Source organism: Burkholderia sp. BCC1208 (assembly GCF_902833095.1).
Classification (GTDB): domain Bacteria; phylum Pseudomonadota; class Gammaproteobacteria; order Burkholderiales; family Burkholderiaceae; genus Burkholderia.
This window is the reverse complement of the sequence record NZ_CADFDY010000009.1, coordinates 221,807-238,509: the sequence shown is the minus strand read 5'-3', so window position 1 is coordinate 238,509 and position 16,703 is coordinate 221,807. Positions and strand designations below refer to the sequence as shown.

General features: G+C 66.0%; 19 protein-coding genes. 6 read left to right on the top strand and 13 right to left on the bottom strand.

The genetic code is table 11. The annotated features are described in order from the left end of the window. Nucleotides 1–55: 55 nt before the first annotated feature. The 3 genes from HWX09_RS22510 to HWX09_RS22500 all read right to left on the bottom strand — a co-directional run bounded on the left by HWX09_RS22510 (nucleotide 56) and on the right by HWX09_RS22500 (nucleotide 1,662). Nucleotides 56–583, bottom strand: a complete 528-nt coding sequence (locus HWX09_RS22510; protein ID WP_227789573.1) for a hypothetical protein — start codon at nucleotides 581–583, stop codon at nucleotides 56–58. A 113-nt stretch (nucleotides 584–696) separates the two neighbouring features. Continuing rightward, nucleotides 697–1,092 (bottom strand): RebB family R body protein, encoded by a 396-nt coding sequence (locus HWX09_RS22505; RefSeq protein ID WP_227789572.1) that lies wholly within the window; start codon nucleotides 1,090–1,092, stop codon nucleotides 697–699. A 12-nt stretch (nucleotides 1,093–1,104) separates the two neighbouring features. Then, entirely contained in the window at nucleotides 1,105–1,662 is a 558-nt protein-coding gene (locus HWX09_RS22500) for a sigma-70 family RNA polymerase sigma factor (protein WP_027786065.1), read from the bottom strand. A gap of 411 nt (nucleotides 1,663–2,073) precedes the next feature. Here HWX09_RS22500 and HWX09_RS22495 point away from each other — a divergent pair, with 411 nt between their 5' ends. Beyond that, nucleotides 2,074–2,748, top strand: coding sequence for a Crp/Fnr family transcriptional regulator (locus HWX09_RS22495; RefSeq protein ID WP_027786066.1), 675 nt, complete (start codon nucleotides 2,074–2,076; stop codon nucleotides 2,746–2,748). 82 nt (nucleotides 2,749–2,830) lie between these two features. Here the strand turns inward: HWX09_RS22495 and HWX09_RS22490 are convergent, their stop codons facing one another. The 6 genes from HWX09_RS22490 to HWX09_RS33465 all read right to left on the bottom strand — a co-directional run bounded on the left by HWX09_RS22490 (nucleotide 2,831) and on the right by HWX09_RS33465 (nucleotide 7,047). Further along, nucleotides 2,831–3,154, bottom strand: a complete 324-nt coding sequence (locus HWX09_RS22490) for a RebB family R body protein (RefSeq protein WP_027786067.1) — start codon at nucleotides 3,152–3,154, stop codon at nucleotides 2,831–2,833. Between the two features lie 184 nt (nucleotides 3,155–3,338). After that, the gene (locus HWX09_RS22485) at nucleotides 3,339–3,698 is read right to left on the bottom strand and encodes a RebB family R body protein (protein WP_034185504.1); all 360 of its coding nucleotides are present in this window, start codon (nucleotides 3,696–3,698) and stop codon (nucleotides 3,339–3,341) included. Nucleotides 3,699–3,888: 190 nt separating this feature from the next. Further along, the gene (locus HWX09_RS22480) at nucleotides 3,889–4,224 is read right to left on the bottom strand and encodes a RebB family R body protein (RefSeq protein WP_027786069.1); all 336 of its coding nucleotides are present in this window, start codon (nucleotides 4,222–4,224) and stop codon (nucleotides 3,889–3,891) included. An 80-nt stretch (nucleotides 4,225–4,304) separates the two neighbouring features. Then, nucleotides 4,305–4,994 (bottom strand): hypothetical protein, encoded by a 690-nt coding sequence (locus tag HWX09_RS22475; RefSeq protein ID WP_027786070.1) that lies wholly within the window; start codon nucleotides 4,992–4,994, stop codon nucleotides 4,305–4,307. A 545-nt stretch (nucleotides 4,995–5,539) separates the two neighbouring features. Then, complete coding sequence (locus HWX09_RS22470) at nucleotides 5,540–6,595, bottom strand: DUF6396 domain-containing protein (protein ID WP_227789571.1); 1,056 nt, start codon at nucleotides 6,593–6,595, stop codon at nucleotides 5,540–5,542. A 161-nt stretch (nucleotides 6,596–6,756) separates the two neighbouring features. Then, nucleotides 6,757–7,047 carry a hypothetical protein gene (locus tag HWX09_RS33465; protein ID WP_227789570.1) on the bottom strand — a complete coding sequence of 97 codons (291 nt, stop codon included), beginning with the start codon at nucleotides 7,045–7,047 and terminating at the stop codon, nucleotides 6,757–6,759. Nucleotides 7,048–7,448: 401 nt separating this feature from the next. On the opposite strand from HWX09_RS33465, the gene HWX09_RS22465 reads away from it, so the two are divergent. Together HWX09_RS22465 and trpS are read left to right on the top strand one after the other, a co-directional pair. Then, nucleotides 7,449–7,604: a hypothetical protein gene (locus tag HWX09_RS22465; protein ID WP_175888595.1), complete on the top strand. Its 156-nt coding sequence runs from the start codon at nucleotides 7,449–7,451 to the stop codon at nucleotides 7,602–7,604. A 209-nt stretch (nucleotides 7,605–7,813) separates the two neighbouring features. Continuing rightward, a complete protein-coding gene (gene trpS, locus HWX09_RS22460) occupies nucleotides 7,814–8,827 on the top strand; it encodes a tryptophan--tRNA ligase (RefSeq protein WP_027786071.1) in 1,014 nt (337 codons plus the stop codon). A 9-nt stretch (nucleotides 8,828–8,836) separates the two neighbouring features. On the opposite strand, the gene HWX09_RS22455 is transcribed toward trpS, so the two are convergent. The 4 genes from HWX09_RS22455 to HWX09_RS22440 all read right to left on the bottom strand — a co-directional run bounded on the left by HWX09_RS22455 (nucleotide 8,837) and on the right by HWX09_RS22440 (nucleotide 12,837). Beyond that, the gene (locus HWX09_RS22455) at nucleotides 8,837–9,250 is read right to left on the bottom strand and encodes a VOC family protein (RefSeq protein WP_027786072.1); all 414 of its coding nucleotides are present in this window, start codon (nucleotides 9,248–9,250) and stop codon (nucleotides 8,837–8,839) included. 92 nt (nucleotides 9,251–9,342) lie between these two features. Then, the gene (locus HWX09_RS22450) at nucleotides 9,343–10,263 is read right to left on the bottom strand and encodes a bestrophin family ion channel (protein ID WP_027786073.1); all 921 of its coding nucleotides are present in this window, start codon (nucleotides 10,261–10,263) and stop codon (nucleotides 9,343–9,345) included. Between the two features lie 163 nt (nucleotides 10,264–10,426). After that, nucleotides 10,427–11,434 (bottom strand): cytochrome d ubiquinol oxidase subunit II, encoded by a 1,008-nt coding sequence (cydB, locus tag HWX09_RS22445; protein WP_027786074.1) that lies wholly within the window; start codon nucleotides 11,432–11,434, stop codon nucleotides 10,427–10,429. Between the two features lie 2 nt (nucleotides 11,435–11,436). After that, nucleotides 11,437–12,837, bottom strand: a complete 1,401-nt coding sequence (locus HWX09_RS22440; protein WP_027786075.1) for a cytochrome ubiquinol oxidase subunit I — start codon at nucleotides 12,835–12,837, stop codon at nucleotides 11,437–11,439. Nucleotides 12,838–13,248: 411 nt separating this feature from the next. Here HWX09_RS22440 and fdhD point away from each other — a divergent pair, with 411 nt between their 5' ends. From fdhD to moaA, 3 genes are all read left to right on the top strand, one after another. Next, complete coding sequence (fdhD, locus tag HWX09_RS22435) at nucleotides 13,249–14,118, top strand: formate dehydrogenase accessory sulfurtransferase FdhD (protein WP_027786076.1); 870 nt, start codon at nucleotides 13,249–13,251, stop codon at nucleotides 14,116–14,118. Further along, nucleotides 14,115–15,329, top strand: a complete 1,215-nt coding sequence (gene glp, locus HWX09_RS22430) for a gephyrin-like molybdotransferase Glp (protein ID WP_027786077.1) — start codon at nucleotides 14,115–14,117, stop codon at nucleotides 15,327–15,329. Before fdhD ends, glp begins: the two co-directional genes overlap by 4 nt. A 208-nt stretch (nucleotides 15,330–15,537) precedes the next feature. Next, nucleotides 15,538–16,662 carry a GTP 3',8-cyclase MoaA gene (gene moaA, locus HWX09_RS22425; protein ID WP_027786078.1) on the top strand — a complete coding sequence of 375 codons (1,125 nt, stop codon included), beginning with the start codon at nucleotides 15,538–15,540 and terminating at the stop codon, nucleotides 16,660–16,662. Nucleotides 16,663–16,703 lie beyond the last annotated feature (41 nt).

The window sequence follows — 16,703 nt, the reverse complement described above, 5'->3', positions numbered from 1 at the left end:
CGCCCGCGGTTCACGGCGCATGACTGCGGGCGACGTTCGTCATCGACGCCGCGCCCTACGTGCCCTTCTTGTCCAGCAGCGCCTGATACTTCTGCAGGCTCTCGTCGATCCTGTCGAGCGCGATGCTCGCGGCCTCCCCTTCGATCGCCTCCGCGGCGCCCGCGACGACCGCCGCGGTCGCGACGAACAGGTCCGTCAACAGCAGGCCCACCGCATCCATCGCCATGCCTTTCACGTCCTCGTCGATGGTCTTCTGCGCGAGGTCCTTCATCAGCACGCTCTTGCCCGCGATCGCCAGCGACGTCGACGCCTCGAAGTAGTTGGCCGCCGCCTGCGCGACCATGCCGCCGGCCTGCGTGATCAGCATGTTCGGGCCGACGGCGATCTGCGTCGTCGCGTAGGACGCGGCCTCCGCGTTGATCGCCTGCACGGTCTGCAGCGCCGAGGTGGCGGCCCCGGTCGCACCCGCGATCTGGTCCGGCGCCTTCAGCGTCTCGGTGAACCTGCGCAGCCGGCTGACCGGCCATGCGCGCGTGCCGGCTGTCGCAACTGCGGCGTGCGGCGCGGCATCGGCCCGCGTCATGGCTTCGGCTGCGGCGTCCGCGGCGTCATCCGGCGCTTGCGTCGCGCCGTCTCCGCGTCCACCCAAAGAATCTTTCATGTTCATTATTCAGGTATCCCGATAGTCGTCGTGCCCTAATGCGTGGAACCCGTCTGCGGCCCGCTCGCCAAGGGCGGCGTCGCGCCGCCCGATGCCGGCTTCGGAGACGCTTCGACGGACAGGATCATGGACACCGCCTTCGACACGACGGCGTTCGAAATCTGGTTCAGCGCCGCCTGCTGCTGTGTCATGTTCTGCGCCGAGATGCCGACGGCCTGGCTGAACATCTGGTAAAGCATGCCCAGCGCCTGGGCCGGCGATCCCGCGACGACGTTGACGTTGGTCTGCGTCAGCGCGTCGGTAATCTGCTCATTGACTTTGTCTGCCACGAGGCCTCCTCGGATCTCGGCTCCGGCATGCGATTGAAGGAACGGGCGGGCCGGCAGGCCATCGACGCCGCGCATGCCGTTAGGAACGCTTGCTGCCGGCATTCGTGAACGCGCTCACGCGAGTTCCTCGCGCAATTTCTTGCGCAGCAGCTCGACGCGTTTTCTGGCAAGCGGCTCGTTGATCCCGAGCGTCGCGGCGATGTGCAGATAGGGCCGGTCCTCCTCGAACTTCAGCGTGAACAGCATTTGCTGCTGCGGGGGCAGCATGGACAGCGCCTGCTCGAGGCGGAGCAACTGTTGCCGAAGCAGCAGTTGCTGCTCCACCGACGGCGCGTGGCCGGCCAGCTCGACGGCGTGATCGTCGTCCCAGGCCGGGTCGAATTCGAGCATGCCGCTTTCGCGCAGACGGCGGCGCGCGCCATCGAGGAACGCGTGATTCAGCGCCAGAAAGAGAAAGCCTGCGAGGTTCCGAACGCGCTCGGGCGAGCGCTGCAGGTAGATGTGGACCTTGAGTGCGGTATCGGAAAGCAGTTCGTCGGCACGGTGAATATCACCCTTGCACAACATGCGCGCGCGGCGCCGCAGCTTCCCCTGCATTTCCCGCCACGTACGGTCGAGCTGCTGCGCCGAAGACTCGGGCGTCGTGGCAGCGTGCTGGTTCGAGGTTGTCATCCCGTGTCTTCCTTTTATATGGAAAACACAGAATCGATTCGATGCCGGGAATGGCGCTGTTACCCGTGTAACACCGATAAAACGATAATCGGCTTCGGTAAATTTTCTTGATTATTATGAACAGAAATTTTAATTAACCGGCATAGCCCGATCCGTCGTTTCAGATGCGCCGCCGGGCTTGACCGAATAACGGCATTGCGATGAAAAAGAACGACTACCGCCGCGATGCGCCCGTGCGTCGGCATGCTGCTTTCCATGTCGGTCGATCAAGCGCGCCTGCCGCCGAAGTGCCGCCCTGTCCGGACTGCCTGCCGATTATTTCAATACTTTCATTATTCATTTTTCACGTAATGCCGAAGGCAGCGTTTTTCGCTAGGTGGCCGTATCGTCAAACAACCTCGCGCGGAAAACATGCCTGCCCTTGCTGACGCTCAAACGCTGCGCAATATACCGATACTCACCGATCTACCGGAAAGCCTGCTCGCCCATGTCGAGCGGCACGTCACGCCCTGGCCCGAACACGGCAATCGCCTGTTGTTCTTCAAGGGCGATCCGGGGGATTTCGTCGCGTTCGTGCGCCAGGGCCGCGTCTACAAGACCCTGCACGAACCCGGCGGGCGCGAGATCATTCTCGGCCATTCGATACCGGGCGACCTCATCGGCGAAAACACGCTGATCCGCGCGCACCGGCGCAGCTTCACCGCCCAGTTGAGCGCCGACTGCCGCATTTCGCTGCTGCATCGCCAGCACTTCGCGCCGCTGCAGGCCAACGCGGAATTCATGGCGCGCATCCACGAGCAGCTGTGCCGGCACATTCACCAGTTGAGCGACTTCGTCGAGTCGGCGTGCCTGTACCGGCTCGAAGCACGGCTCGCGCGCCATCTGCTGAACCGCATGCAAGGGAATGATCTCGAGGTGCCGCTGCCGGAGAGCCAGAGCATCCTCGCCGCGATGCTCAACGTCAGCCGGCCGCGGCTGAACAGCAGCCTGCGGAAGATGCAGCGCGACGGTCTGATCCGGCTGCACGAACACGGCGTGACGATCGAGAAACCGGAACGGCTCCGGACCATCGCCGACGCCAATTGACGCCCGCCCCGGCAAGCGCGTGCGTCACGCGGCGGCGCCGTGCGGGCAGGTTGCGCGCCGGGTTGCGCGGCGCGCCTGAAGGTCAGCCGCGCCCGTGGCCGAGGGCATTCATCAACTGCGCGACGGCGGCCAGTTGCGATACGAAGTTGTCGTTCGACGAGCGCGCCGCGCTGGCCTGCGCCACCGGCGAGCCGGCATAGAGCTGCATGATGCCGACGGTCGTGGCGGCGAGGTTGGACGCCGCCTGATTCGCCTGCATCTGCACCGCGTTGTGAAGCAGGATCGCGGACGCATGGCTGTTCGACTGCATGAGCGTGCCCAAGGCCACGGCGGGCGCTTCGCCCACCACCTTGACGTTGGCTTGCGTGACTGCATCGGTCATCGCAGGGGAAACCTGTTCCGGCATGTCGTTGCTCCTGGGTTGCGCGCCGCTGCGGCGCAGTCATGATGACGAAAGCACGAGTGGGTCGGTCGGCGCCGTCGATGCGCGGCACGGTGGCCGCCGCCCCGGGCGTCGACACGACGTCGGGGGCCGGGCGGCAGCCACCGCGATCGGGGGCCGCCGCCCGGCGTCGACGCAGGGTTACGCGTCAGGTCAGCGCCTTGCCGAGCGCGAGCACGTCGGCCAGTACGGACAGCACGCCGTTCGAGCCGATCTCCGTCGCGGCGGCGCCGGCGCTCGCCGGCCCGAGCGTGTACAACTGCATCGTGCCCACGTTCGTCGAGGTCGGCAGTTGCACCGCGGACTGCGACTGCTGCTGCACGGCGTTCTCGAACAGCACGCTGAGCGAATGGCTCTGGGCCTGGTACAGCGAGCCCGTGGCCATCGCGGGCGCTTCGCCGACCACCTTGACGTTGGTCTGCGTGACCGCGTCGGTGATCGCGGCGTTGACCGCACAGGTCTTGCAGGGGTCCTTCGGGTCTTTCGAGTCGTTTGCGTCATTCGGCATCGTATTTCTCCTGGTTCGCGAACGGGCACCGCGTCGAATCGGCTCTACCCGTTCCGTCGTTTGCTCCGGAACACCGCGCGGCGCCTTGGTCGGGCGCTGGCGGTCATGCTACGTATCCGCGGCTCGGCGGCGGTATCGGCAGCGTGTGCCGCTCGAGCCGCCGCCTCAACCACGGCGCTGCGATGACGCCTTACGGCGTGGTCACTGCCTTCCCGATCGCGATCACGTCGGCCAGAATCGAAATGATCCCGTTCGCGCCGATTTCCGTGGCGGCCGCGCCCGCGCTTTCCGGCCCGATCGTGTAGAGCTGCATCGTCCCCACGTTCGTCGACGTTTGCGACTGGATCGCGGCCTGCGACTGCTGCTGCACCGCGTTCTCGAACAGGATGCTGAGCGAATGGCTCTGGGCCTGGTACAGCGAGCCCATCGCCATTGCCGGCGCTTCCGCGACCACCTTGACGTTGACCTGTGTGACCGCATCGGTAATCGCGGGATTGACCTGGCACACTTGACACGTATCAGCCATTTGTTGCTCCTTGGTTCACGTAGTTGAGAGGTCGCACATCGGGGCCGGCCGGTTTCGCGTTCGGCCGCATGACCCGCGTGCTACTCCATGGACGCTCGGCCGGGCGTATCGTGAACGGCGGTGGTGGGTTTGGACGGCTCGGCCGGACCGGCGCCGGTGCTTCGCAACCGGTCCTCCATCGCGTCGAGCCTGGCGGCGAGCCGTTCGGCAAGCCTTTCGGCAAGCCCTTCGGCGAGCCTTTCGGCAAGCCCTTCGGCGAGCCGTTCCGCGAGCGCATCGCCGTATTGCCGGAAGCATGTTTCGATTTCCTGCCGGATCATGCCCGTCAGCTGTTCCCCGATCATCGTCAGTGCCTCGCGGGTGCTGTCCTGGATCTCGGCTGTGGCGGATGCCTGCGCGTCGTCGCCCTGCGCGTGCGCGTCGAGTACACCCGATACTTTCTGCTGTTCCGACGCCAGCATGCCGAGCGTCGTCTCGTTCTGCGTGTCGATCGTCTGCAGGATGCCGCGCATCTTCTCGTACGCCTTTTGCTGGTTGAGCTGCAGGAAATGCTTGACCTGTTGGCGTGCCTCTTGCCGGGTTTTCAACTGCGGCAATGGCCGATTAGCGGCGCTCGCCGGTGTGGCCGGGCCGGCGGCGGGCGCCGGCTGGTTCGCGTGCCGGCTCGGCAACCCCTCCAGCAGCACCTTTTCTTCGCCGGGCTCGAGAGGCCGGCCCAGGCGCTTCTCCGCGAACTGCCGCAGCAGCGGGTCGAGTGCTTCGTTGCTCATGGCTCACACCTCCTCGAGATTCGCTCGCGGCACGGGTACGTGCGACGCGGGATCGGGTGGACGCCGTGTCACGATGGCTCGGTCGGCGGGCTGCAATGGATATCGCATGGTGTTCTCCGGGAAAAGGATGCGCGACGGCCCGCCGGAAATTTCGGCAGGACCCGCTGCAAGGACGAACCGTGCGGCGGGTCTGTGAAGTCGGTCGGCACCGCGTGCGGGCGGCGTGTGTCTGGAGTCCGATGTCGCCGACGTCCGGGTCTCGCGTGACGGCGGGCATCGGCAGGACTACACGCTGTTCGAGCGGACGGGCAGCACACGTGCGCGAAACGATCTTTTTTGCCGGTATCGGCGGGCAGAAACCGGGGCGGTCGGGGATGGCCCGCCGCGCATCACACGATTCGGCGGAGACATTTGCGCCCGTATCGGATGTGATTCGGATCCGGGCACAGCGGGGGTGGCGACCTCGCGATGTTCCGCGTCGTCACACGGTACTTTCGCAGCAAGTGCCGCCGTATTCGATCTTCTCTCGGTTCAATGCTTGTTTCTCAAGCCCAGGCGCACACCGCTGCCGCCGCCGAACATGTTACCGAGCTGCGCGCATGCTGATCCGGCGGATCGCCGACCTGCGGCTTCTCCAGCATATAGTCATCGGGCACATGCGCGCTGCCCGTACGTAGCGACACGGGGGGCGCGGCGGGTTTGACCGGCGACACCGGCACGGACGCCACCGCTTTCGCCGCGTCGATCAACGTCTCCTTGTTGCCGTCCCACCTGGGCAGCTTGGCGGGTGGGAGCGGCACGACCTTGTCCAGATTCGGCAGACGCAGGTCGGGGTCGCGCTCGAGGCGATCGGCAAGGACGCTGTAGCGCTCGGCACGGGCTTCATCCTTGACATGGCCGACTAGGGCGTCCCCCTTGCCAAACGACGCACTTAACCACCCCGCACTCTCTGCACTGCCGAATTTCACACCCGCATGCAGCGTTCTGAGTGCGCGTTCGTTGTTCTCGCTCAACTCGGCTCGATCACCCACAATCGTCGTTCCCAACTCATATGCAGCAAGTCCGTTGCCCTGCGCGACCGCACATTCGAGCATCTGGAGTGCAATCTTGCGGTTACCCCAGAAGCCCGCCTTCGGGTCGTCATAGAGCGCGTCCATCTTGCCACCCAGATACGCCATCGCACTTGGGCTGCCCATATCGGCGGCCAGTTGCCAGAATGCATAAGCGCGGCTAGCATCCTGCTTAACGCCCATCCCGTTCATGTGGTACGTGCCCATCAGATCGTAGGCTGCAGGAATACCCAGTTTCATCGCCTGTTCGGTGATCTGAACGGCCTGTTCTGAACTACGTTCCACGCCCTCCCCCTGGGCGTAGGCATTCGCCAGATTCAACATGGCTTTCCAGTGCTTGCGCTCGGCCGCCCTCGTCCACAAATCGACAGCGCCCTTGTAATCGCGCTGGTTCGGCCACAACAGCGAACTAGTCAGCGCCATTGCCTGCTGATTCCAGCGATCGGCCTCCGGATCGAGCGGGGGAGCCACGTCAGCCTCGTGTTTGCACTCGAACGCCGTGCGATGCGGATTGAAGGCGGTCAACGACATGTTGCGAGGAAGAGAATCGTTCGTCGAGCAGGCAGCACATGCAAGGAATAGGAAAGCAGAAACTAACCGGGCGAAGCCGATGCGGTTGGCAGGAGTCGAACGTAATTGATTTAGCACGATTCAGGAGGCCTACTCAGGATAAGCGAATGTCTGTCACACGCTCATCGTGGAACGGATGCGGGAAACCAACTGGCGCGTCTCCCTTCTTTCGGACGATCTCGTTGGCCCGCAGCAAATTCACCCAGTTGCGGAACGCCTTCGACATGGCCCACGGAGTTAGCGAAGACGGATTGCAATCCGCTGCGTTTCCAGTGTGAAACTTCGACGCCCGTTTGCGCAGATCTTCTGCTTTTCGTACGGTCGTTGGTTCCCACGTTGGTCCCGGCATCCACTGCCACGCCCCGCAAATTCAGATTGGCGCTGCCCAACGTGAAGAAACTGTCGTCGGTCATCAACAGTTTACTGTGGATGTAGATTCTCCTGTGCCAGAAGCCGCGATGAATGCGCGATGCCCCCACTGGTCAATCACCCACCCGATCAACTCATTGATTTTATTGGTTTTTTAAATTATTTCGGACAATCGACGGCAAACGTCGCCCCGTCTCGACGCATACCGCCTCGGCCATCGCCCGACAATCCTTTACGGTTGGCGGGTAGCCAACCTGATAGCATGCGGGTCGCACACCATGACCGATCCACCCCGGATCGTCGCGCGCCGAACCGACGCACGTGCCGACTGCACGATCAAACGGCGCACCACGTGTTTATCCCCGTAGAACCCCGCAACACCCCGGCTCGCCCCGCGCGACCCGTTGCAGTAACCGTTGGAGTGGCGCACCCCGCGCCTGCAAGCATGAAGAAATCGAAGCAGCTCACCCATTCCCCACGCGACAAAGACCGCACGCCGCTCGTCCGCGCCGGCGCGTGGCTGCTGATGGCCGGCCTGCTGTACCTGCTGTGGCCGTCCGCCGAAACCGCCTACCTCGCGATGGAATCGGTGATCCGCTGACGCGCACCGCCAATCACGCCCTGCGTTATACTCGCTCGATGGAAACCCAACCCGCCTCGCCGATCGTGCATTGCTGGTGGCGCGCCTGACCCAGGCGGCCCGTTTCCTTTTGCATGTCCCAAACGTGATGCCGCCAGCGATGGCGGCATTTGCGTTTCTGCGCTGACGTCCTGGCTGGCGGCTTCGACAACCCGGAGCCCACGACGACCATGACGCAACCCACCCGCCCGACCATCCTCACCGGCGACCGCACGACCGGCCCGCTGCATCTCGGCCACTACATCGGCTCGCTGCGCGCACGCGTGCAGATGCAGCACGAAGCGCGGCAGTTCCTGCTGCTCGCCGATACGCAGGCGCTGACCGACAACATGGGCCGCCGCCAGCGCGTCACCGAAAACGTGATCGAGGTCGCGCTCGACTACCTCGCGGTCGGCATCGATCCGGCGATCTCGACGATCGTCGTGCAGTCGCAGGTGCCTGAACTCGCCGAGCTGTCGCAATACCTGCTCAACCTCGTCACGGTCGCGCGCCTTGAACGCAATCCGACCATCAAGGAAGAGATCCGCCTGCGCGGGTTCGAACGCGACATCCCGGCCGGCTTCCTGACCTACCCGGTGAGCCAGGCGGCCGACATCACCGCATTCAAGGCGACCCATGTGCCGGTCGGCGACGATCAGTTGCCGATGATCGAGCAGACCAACGAACTCGTACGTCGCTTCAATGCAACCGTCGATCAGCCGGTGCTGGTCGAGTGCGAGGCCGTGCTGTCGTCGGTCACGCGGCTGCCGGGCATCGACGGCAAGGCGAAGATGAGCAAGTCGCTCGGCAACGCGATCACGCTCGGTTCGACGCCGGACGAGATCGCGCAAGCCGTGAAGGACATGTACACGGATCCGAACCACCTGCGCGTGAGCGACCCGGGCCAGGTCGAGGGCAACGTCGTGTTCACGTTCCTCGATGCGTTCGAGCCGGACGTGGCGAAGGTCGACGAGTTGAAGGCCCACTATCGCCGCGGCGGCCTCGGCGACAGCGTCGTCAAGCGCGTGCTGAACGAGCGGCTACAGGCGCTGATCGAGCCGATTCGCGCGCGCCGCCGCGAGTTCGAGGCCGACAAGGCCGAAGTGATGATGATCCTGAAGCGCGGCACGCTGCATGCACGGGAAGTGGCGGGCGCAACGCTCGCGGAGGTGAAGGGGGCGATGGGATTGACGTATTTCGATTGAGCGACGCCATCACGGCCGCTCGCGCCCCGGCGCCGCCGCATGACACACGGCCTCGATCCGGTTGCCGGCCGGATCGACCACAAAAGCCGCGTAGTAGTCGGCGTGGTAGTGCGGCCGCAATCCAGGGTCGCCGTCGGGCTGGCCGCCCGCGGACAGGCCGGCCTCGAAAAACGCATGTACCTGCTCGCGGGATGCGGCCTTGAAACACCAGTGCCGCTTGCTCGTCCCGACTTCGGCGGAATCCAGATACACCGCCAGAAAAGTCGACTCCGGATCATTCGCGCTGCAACGCTCACCATAGCCGAGCGCATCGGGCCGGTCATAGACCTTGGTCGCGCCCAGCGCAGCCATGACGGCATCGTAGAAGCGGCGCGCCAGATCGATATCCGGAACACCGATCGACACGTGATCGAGAAGGTGCATGGTGTGGGCTCCATTGAACGAGCACGAGTCTACACACCCGTCATCGCTCCGGCCGAGCAACCTTACCGACGACCACACTACCGGCCATGCCGCTACGTGATCTGATACGTCGATGCCGGCACGAATTCCTCGGGCATCGGCCGATCGCCGAGTTCGAGTATCGATCGCTCGATCGTGCGCGTCATCGCATCGAGTGCGAGCGCATTCGGCGCGAGGCCGAACGGCTCGGCCACTTCGTTCGCGATCGCTTCGAGCGCGATCAGCGTGTAGGAAATGAACACGCAGATCAGCGGCGTGAAGAACTCCGTCGAATCGACGAGCCCGAACGGCAGCAGCACGCAATACGCGTACACGGTGCGATGGAGCAGCACGCTGTACGAAAACGGGATCGGCGTCGACAGGATGCGCTCGCAACCACCGACCGACTTGCCGAGCTCGTCGAGCTGCGTCTCGAACATCCAGCAGGTCGCGTCGCCGCCGGGCGCGCGCCCCAGCGCACGGACGATGCCGCCACGCAGTTCGTCGAGGATCGCAACGGGCTTGTAGCATTTGCCGCCGAGCGCGGTCGTGCGCTCCGCCCCGAGAATGCGCAGCAGGTCTTCGGTCGGATCGGTATGACGCAGTTGATGTTTCAACGCATACGCGAGCGCGATCAGCAGATCGGCGAGCCGGTTGCGCTCGGCGTCGCTCACGCTGTCGGGCAGGTAGCGATGCAGTTGCGACGTCACGGCGCGCGCGGCGATCAGCAGGTTGCCCCACAGATGCCGCGCTTCCTTGAAGCGCTCGAAGCTCGCGTTGTTGCGAAACCCGAGGAAGATCGCGAGCGCGAGCCCGAACAGCGTGAACGGCGCGGTGTTGAGCGGAATCTTCTCGCCGAAGATGCGCCCGTTCGTGAAGACCGCCAGCGTGCTGACGATCGCCATGAACACGAGCTGCGGAATGATCGATTGCAGCACGGAGCCGTTCCATACGAACAGCATCCGGAGCCAGTTCTGTCGTGGTCTGACGATCATGATGTTTTCTCGACTGCCCAAGGATTACGCAACCCGTTGCGCCCGCACCCGATATGCAACGGCCCGCGCGTGGCGGGCCGCTTTTCGGTCGGGTGCCGGGCCGGACGCAGCGCGCTGCGCGTGATGATACGCGCGCGCCGCGCCCCGTCACGTTGCTTGCCGCTCAGTGATAGCCGATATCGCCCTCGCGCACCTTGCCGCGGAACACGCGGTACTGCATCGCGTTGTACACGAGAATGATCGGCAGCACGATCACGGTGCCGACGAGCGCGAACAACTGGCTCGAATGGCTCGACGACGCGTCCCAGATCGTCAGCGACGGCGGCACGATATTCGGCCAGATGCTGATCACGAGCCCCGTGTAGCCGAGAAACACGAGCGCGAGCGTCAGCAGGAACGGCGTGGCCTCGTGCGCCCGCTTCACCGAGTGGAAGATGCCCCACACGCATGCGACGACGAGGATCGGCACCGGCAGGAACCAGCCGAGGTTGCCGCTGCCGAACCAGCGGTGCGCGACGGCCGGCAGCCCGATCACGGTCCACAGGCTGACCACGCCCATCACCGCGAGCAGCACGCCCGTGAGCGGCTTCATCAGCAACCGCATCTTGCGCTGCAGTTCGCCGTCGACCTTCAGGATCAGCCAGCCGCAGCCGAGCGTCGCATAGGTGACGAGCACGCCGATCCCGCACAGCATGCTGAACGGCGACAGCCAGTCGAACGGCCCGCCCGCGAACTGGTTGTTCACGATCTTGATGCCTTGCAGCAGCGAACCGAGCACGATCCCCTGGCAGAACGCCGCAAGCGCCGAGCCGCCGATGAATGCGAGATCCCACATGTGCTGCGTGCGGGTGGCTTTCGCGCGCAGCTCGAACGCGGCGCCGCGGAAGATCAGTCCGACCAGCATCAGCACCAGCGGCAGGTAGTTCGCCGGCAGCAGCGTCGAATACACGACCGGGAACGCACCGTAGAGGCCCGCGCCGCCGAGCACGAGGAACGTCTCGTTGCCGTCCCACACCGGCGCGACGGTGTCGAGCATCACCTGGCGCTCGGCCTTCGCGTCGAAGAACGGAAACAGCAGCCCGATACCGAGATCGAAGCCGTCCAGCATCACGTAGAGGAATACGCCGAGGCCGATGATCGCGGCCCAGACGACGGGAAGATCGATGTGCATGGTTACTCCGCCTCGGTGACGTTCAGCGGCGTGGACAGCGCGCTCTTGCGCAGCCCCGGATGCCGGTGCAGCTCGATGTAGCCGGCCTGGGCAGCCGGCCCGCGCTTCATCAGTTTCATCATGTAGTAGATGCCCGTTCCGAATACCAGGAAGTACACGACCACGAAGATCAGCAGCGATACGCCGACCTGTTGCGCACTGAGCGGCGCAACCGAATCGATGGTGCGCAGCACGCCGTACACGGTCCACGGCTGGCGGCCGACCTCGGTCGTGATCCAGCCGGCCAGCAGCGCGACGATGCCCGACGGCCCCATCGCCACCACGAACCACTGGAACCAGCGCGTCTCGTACAGGCGCCCGCCCTTTCTCAGCAGCAGCCCGAGCAGTGCGGTGAGCAGCATCAGCATCCCGAGGCCGGCCATGATCCGGAACGTCCAGAAGATGATCGGCGAATACGGGCGGTCCTGCGGCGCGAATTCCTTCAGCCCGCGAATCTCGCCGTCCCAGCTGTGCGTGAGGATCAGGCTGCCGAGGTGCGGCACCTGGATCGCATAGCGCGTGGTTTCGGCCTGCATGTCGGGCAGCCCGACGAGGTTCAGCGCGGTGCCGCCCTTCTCGGTTTCCCACAGCCCCTCGATCGCCGCGATCTTCGCCGGCTGGTATTCGCGCGTGTTCAGCCCGTGCGCGTCGCCGACTGCGATCTGGATCGGCGCGAGCACCAGCAACATCCACAGCGCCATCGAGAAGCTGCGCTTCACCGGCTCGTCGCGGCGGCCCTTGAGCAGGTGCCACGCGCCGCACGCGGCGACGATGAAGCCCGCGACGATGAACGCCGCGATCGTCATGTGCACGAGACGATACGGGAACGACGGGTTGAAGATGATCTTGAACCAGTCGACCGGCACGACGAGGCCGTTCTCGATCTTGTAGCCTTGCGGCGTCTGCATGAAGCTGTTCGACGCGAGAATCCAGAACGTCGAGATCAGCGTGCCGACCGCGACCATCAGCGTCGCGAAGAAGTGCGCGCGGGGGCTCACGCGCTGCCAGCCGAACAGCATCACGCCGAGGAAGCCGGCTTCGAGGAAGAACGCGGTCAGCACTTCATACGTGAGCAGCGGCCCCGTGATGTTGCCCGCGACGCGCGAGAAGCCGGCCCAGTTGGTGCCGAACTCGTACGCCATCACGACGCCGGAGACGACGCCCATCCCGAAGCCGATCGCGAAGATCTTCGACCAGAACTGGAACATGGATTTGTAGGCGGCGTCGCCGGTGACGAGATAGCGCCATTCCAGCACCGCCAGGAAGCTCGCCATGCCGATGCTGATCGCGGGGAACACGATGTGGAACGACACCGTGAATGCGAATTGCAAGCGGGCGAGATGGAACGCATCGAAGATTTCCATGACCGTAATTTGCTCGTGATTGTGAGGACGTACGCCCGAAGCAGGAAATCGCGCGACGGCTTGGCGACAACACATGCGAACACAACCGGTCACTCGCATGGCATCGAAGCGTGAATGACGATATCGCGTTTGCAACGATACTCGCAATCACTCGAACGTGCGCTGAAACTGTGCTGCTTGCGCCGCCAAAGATGTGTGCACGGAAAACATATTCCGTGCCTGCGGGGCGGTCAGCTGTACTGCTTTCCGCGTGGCGGCGCTGTGCCTCCGGCGCACTGTTCACTCCACTTAACATGTCATGCAACGCCTGCCCGAGGCGGTCGTGCGCCCGTCGGGCACCCGCCCGGCGGCATCGATTTCCGTCGTTCGGCGCATGCGCCGTGCCCGGCCGGCCCGCCTGGAGAAACCTGTATGGAGTTTTGCACCCGCCCCGACGATCCGACCGGCAGCACCGCGTGTCAGGTGACCCGCCATCGTGCCGGCGACGTATGCGACACCGTCGATCGCGTCGTCGACGAAACCCCGGTTGCACTCGTGTTCAACGGCATCTCGCACACGGTCATGATGGCGACGCCGCTCGACCTCGACGCGTTCGGCCTCGGCTTCGCGCTGAGCGAAGGCATCGTCGAGCGCGCGTCGGACGTCTTCGACATCGAAAGCGAATGCCGGCCCGGCAGCGCCGAAGTGCGGCTCACCGTGTCGCAGCAGGCGTTCATGGCGCTGAAGGCGCACCGCCGCGCGCTGGCCGGCCGCACGGGCTGCGGCGTATGCGGCATCGAAAGCATTGCGCAGCTCGACCTGCACCCGCCGCGGATCGCGGCCGCCGGCACGGCCGCGGGCATCGGCGCCGACGCGATCGCGCGCGCCGCGCGTGCGTTGCCGGCCCGACAGGCGCTGATGCGCGAGACGGGCGGCATCCATGCAGCCGCGTGGTGCGACCGCGACGGCGCCGTGCTCGACGTGTTCGAGGACGTCGGCCGCCACAACGCGCTCGACAAGCTGATCGGGCAGCTCGCGCGCCGCCGGGCCGATCCGCGCGCGGGTTTCGTGTTCCTGTCGAGCCGCGCGAGCTACGAGCTGGTGCGCAAGGCCGCGCGGGTCGGCATCCCGATCATCGCGACGATCTCGGCGCCGACGTCGCTCGCGATCGACGTCGCCCGCGAAGCCGGCGTGCGGCTGCTCGGTTTCTGCCGCAACGACGGCTTCGTCGAATACGTGTCGCCCGCCGCCGCTCACCTCGACCCACTGCCCGCACCGGCGCACCCGGCCCACTCGTCATGAAACACCTGTTCGATTTCGATACCGCGCAGCAACAATTCGCCGGCGCGTTCGCGCCGCTCGAGGCCGCCGCATCCGTACCGGTCGCCGACGCAGCCGGCCGCGTGCTCGCCGCGCCGCTGACCGCGGTGCTCGACCAGCCGCCGGCCGACCAGAGCGCGATGGACGGCTACGCCGTGCGGCATGCCGACCTCGCGCACGGCGAGCCGCTGCGCGTCGCGCAGCGCTGCTATGCCGGCGACATGCCGGCGCCGCTGGCGCCGCGCACGGCCGCACGCATCTTCACCGGCAGCCTGATTCCGCCCGGCGCCGACACCATCGTGATGCAGGAGCATGCGCACGAACGGGACGGCGGCGTCACGTTCGACGCGTCGCAACGCAGCGGGTCGCACATCCGCCGCCGCGGCGAGGAAGTGCGCGCCGGCGATCGGCTCGTGCCGGCCGGCGTGCGGATGGGCGCGATGCACGTCGGCGTGGCCGCCGCGCAAGGATTCGCGCGGATCGACGTGCGCGCGGCGCTGCGCGTCGGCATCCTGACGACCGGCGACGAGCTGGTCGCGTGCGGCGAGCCGCGTGCGCCGCAGCAGATCTACAACAGCAATGCGCCGATGCTCGCCGCGCTGGTCGCGGGAACCGGTGCCGACGTCGCGATGCGCATGCACGCGGCCGATACGACGGCCGCCGTCGATCGGGCACTGCGCGATCTGCACGCGCAGTGCGACCTCGTGATCTGCGTCGGCGGCGCGTCGGTCGGCGACAAGGATCTGCTGCGCCCTGCGCTGGCCGCGCTCGACGCGTCGTTCGTCGTCTCCGGCGTGCGCATGAAGCCCGGCAAGCCGGTCGCGCTCGCGCGGCTCGATGCGCGGCCGGTGGTGCTGCTGCCCGGCAATCCGGGCGCCGCGATGACGACGTTCGCGCTGTTCGTCGCGCCGCTGATCCGCCGCCTGCAGGGGCGCGATGCGTGCCTGCCGATCGTGCCGTCGCTGCCGATCGACACCGACTTCGAGCCGGATGCGCAGCGCGAGCGCTTCGTACGCGTGTGCTGTACTGTGGGCGCAGGCGGCGCGCCGGTGCTCGATACGCTGCGTCAGCAAGGCGCCGGCACGCTGCAGTCGCTGGTGCAGGCAAGCGGGCTCGCGCGGCTGCCGGCCGGGCGGCGCATCGCGCGCGGCGACGCGGTACCGTACTACGAATTCGCGCGCTGGCTCGCATGAGCATGACGCCGAATAGCCGCCCGATGCGGCGCATTCCCCGCATTCGTCGCGCATTCCGCGCGGCGAACTGTATTCCTGCAATTCGGGCGCGATTGTGTCTCTGCCGGCAAAACCTGCGGGACTATGCTCACGATGAGGCTCGTCACGACCTGTGCGCCGACACGTCGGCACCCGCATGGCCGAGCGGCGACGCCCCTCCGCTTACTTCATGCAGGCCGACGACCCGATCGTGAATGCCATCGTTTCCGCCGCGCCGGCCGTCGCCGCTTCATCCGGCGGCGCATCGCCCGGCGCTTTCTCCCGCCCGTCCGACACGCTCGGCCGTCCGCTGCGCGACCTGCGCCTGTCCGTCATCGACCAGTGCAATTTCCGCTGCGGCTACTGCATGCCGCGCGAAAGTTTCGGCGCGGACTACGCGTTCATGCCGTCGTCCGAACGATTGTCGTTCGCGCAACTGGAAAGGATCGCGCGTGCCTTTACGTCCCTCGGCGTCGAGAAAATCCGCATCACGGGCGGCGAGCCGCTGCTGCGCCGCCATCTCGAAGCGCTGATCGAACGCCTTGCCGCACTGACGACCGTCGACGGCAAGCCCGTCGAAATCGCGCTGACGACCAACGGTTCGCTGCTCGCCGCGAAGGCACGCTCGTTGCGCGATGCGGGGCTGTCGCGCGTGACCGTGAGCCTCGACGCGCTCGACGACGCGGTGTTCCTCCGGATGAGCGACGCCGACGTGCCGGTGTCGCGCGTGCTCGCCGGCATCGAGGCCGCGCATGCGGCCGGGCTCGCGCCGGTCAAGGTCAACGCAGTGATCGAGCGCGGCGTGAACGACGACCAGATCCTGCCGCTCGTGCGGCACTTCCGGCATACGGGCGTGGCCGTGCGTTTCATCGAATACATGGACGTCGGCGGCGCCAGCTTCTGGTCCGGCGACAAGGTCGTGCCGGCCGCGCGGATGCGCGAGCTGATCGACGCACACTACCCGCTCGTGCTCGTCGGCGAACCGGGGCACGACGCGACCGCGATCCGTTGCGCACACATCGACGGCGCGGGCGAAGTCGGCTTCATCGCGAGCGTGTCGCATCCGTTTTGCGGCACCTGCTCGCGCGCCCGCGTGTCGGCCGACGGCCAGCTTTATACGTGCCTGTTCGCGACCCAAGGCACCGACCTGCGGCCGTGGCTCGACGACGCGGCCTCGACCGGCGACCTCGCCGCCGCCGTGCGCGAACGCTGGATGCAGCGCGACGACCGCTATTCCGAGCGCCGGGCCGCGCGGCCGGCCCGCGCATCGGGCAAGACCTATCCGACCGTGCGCATGTCGCTCGTCGGCGGCTGACGGGCCGCCGCGCGACACAGAATGCGCCGCCCACTGGAGAA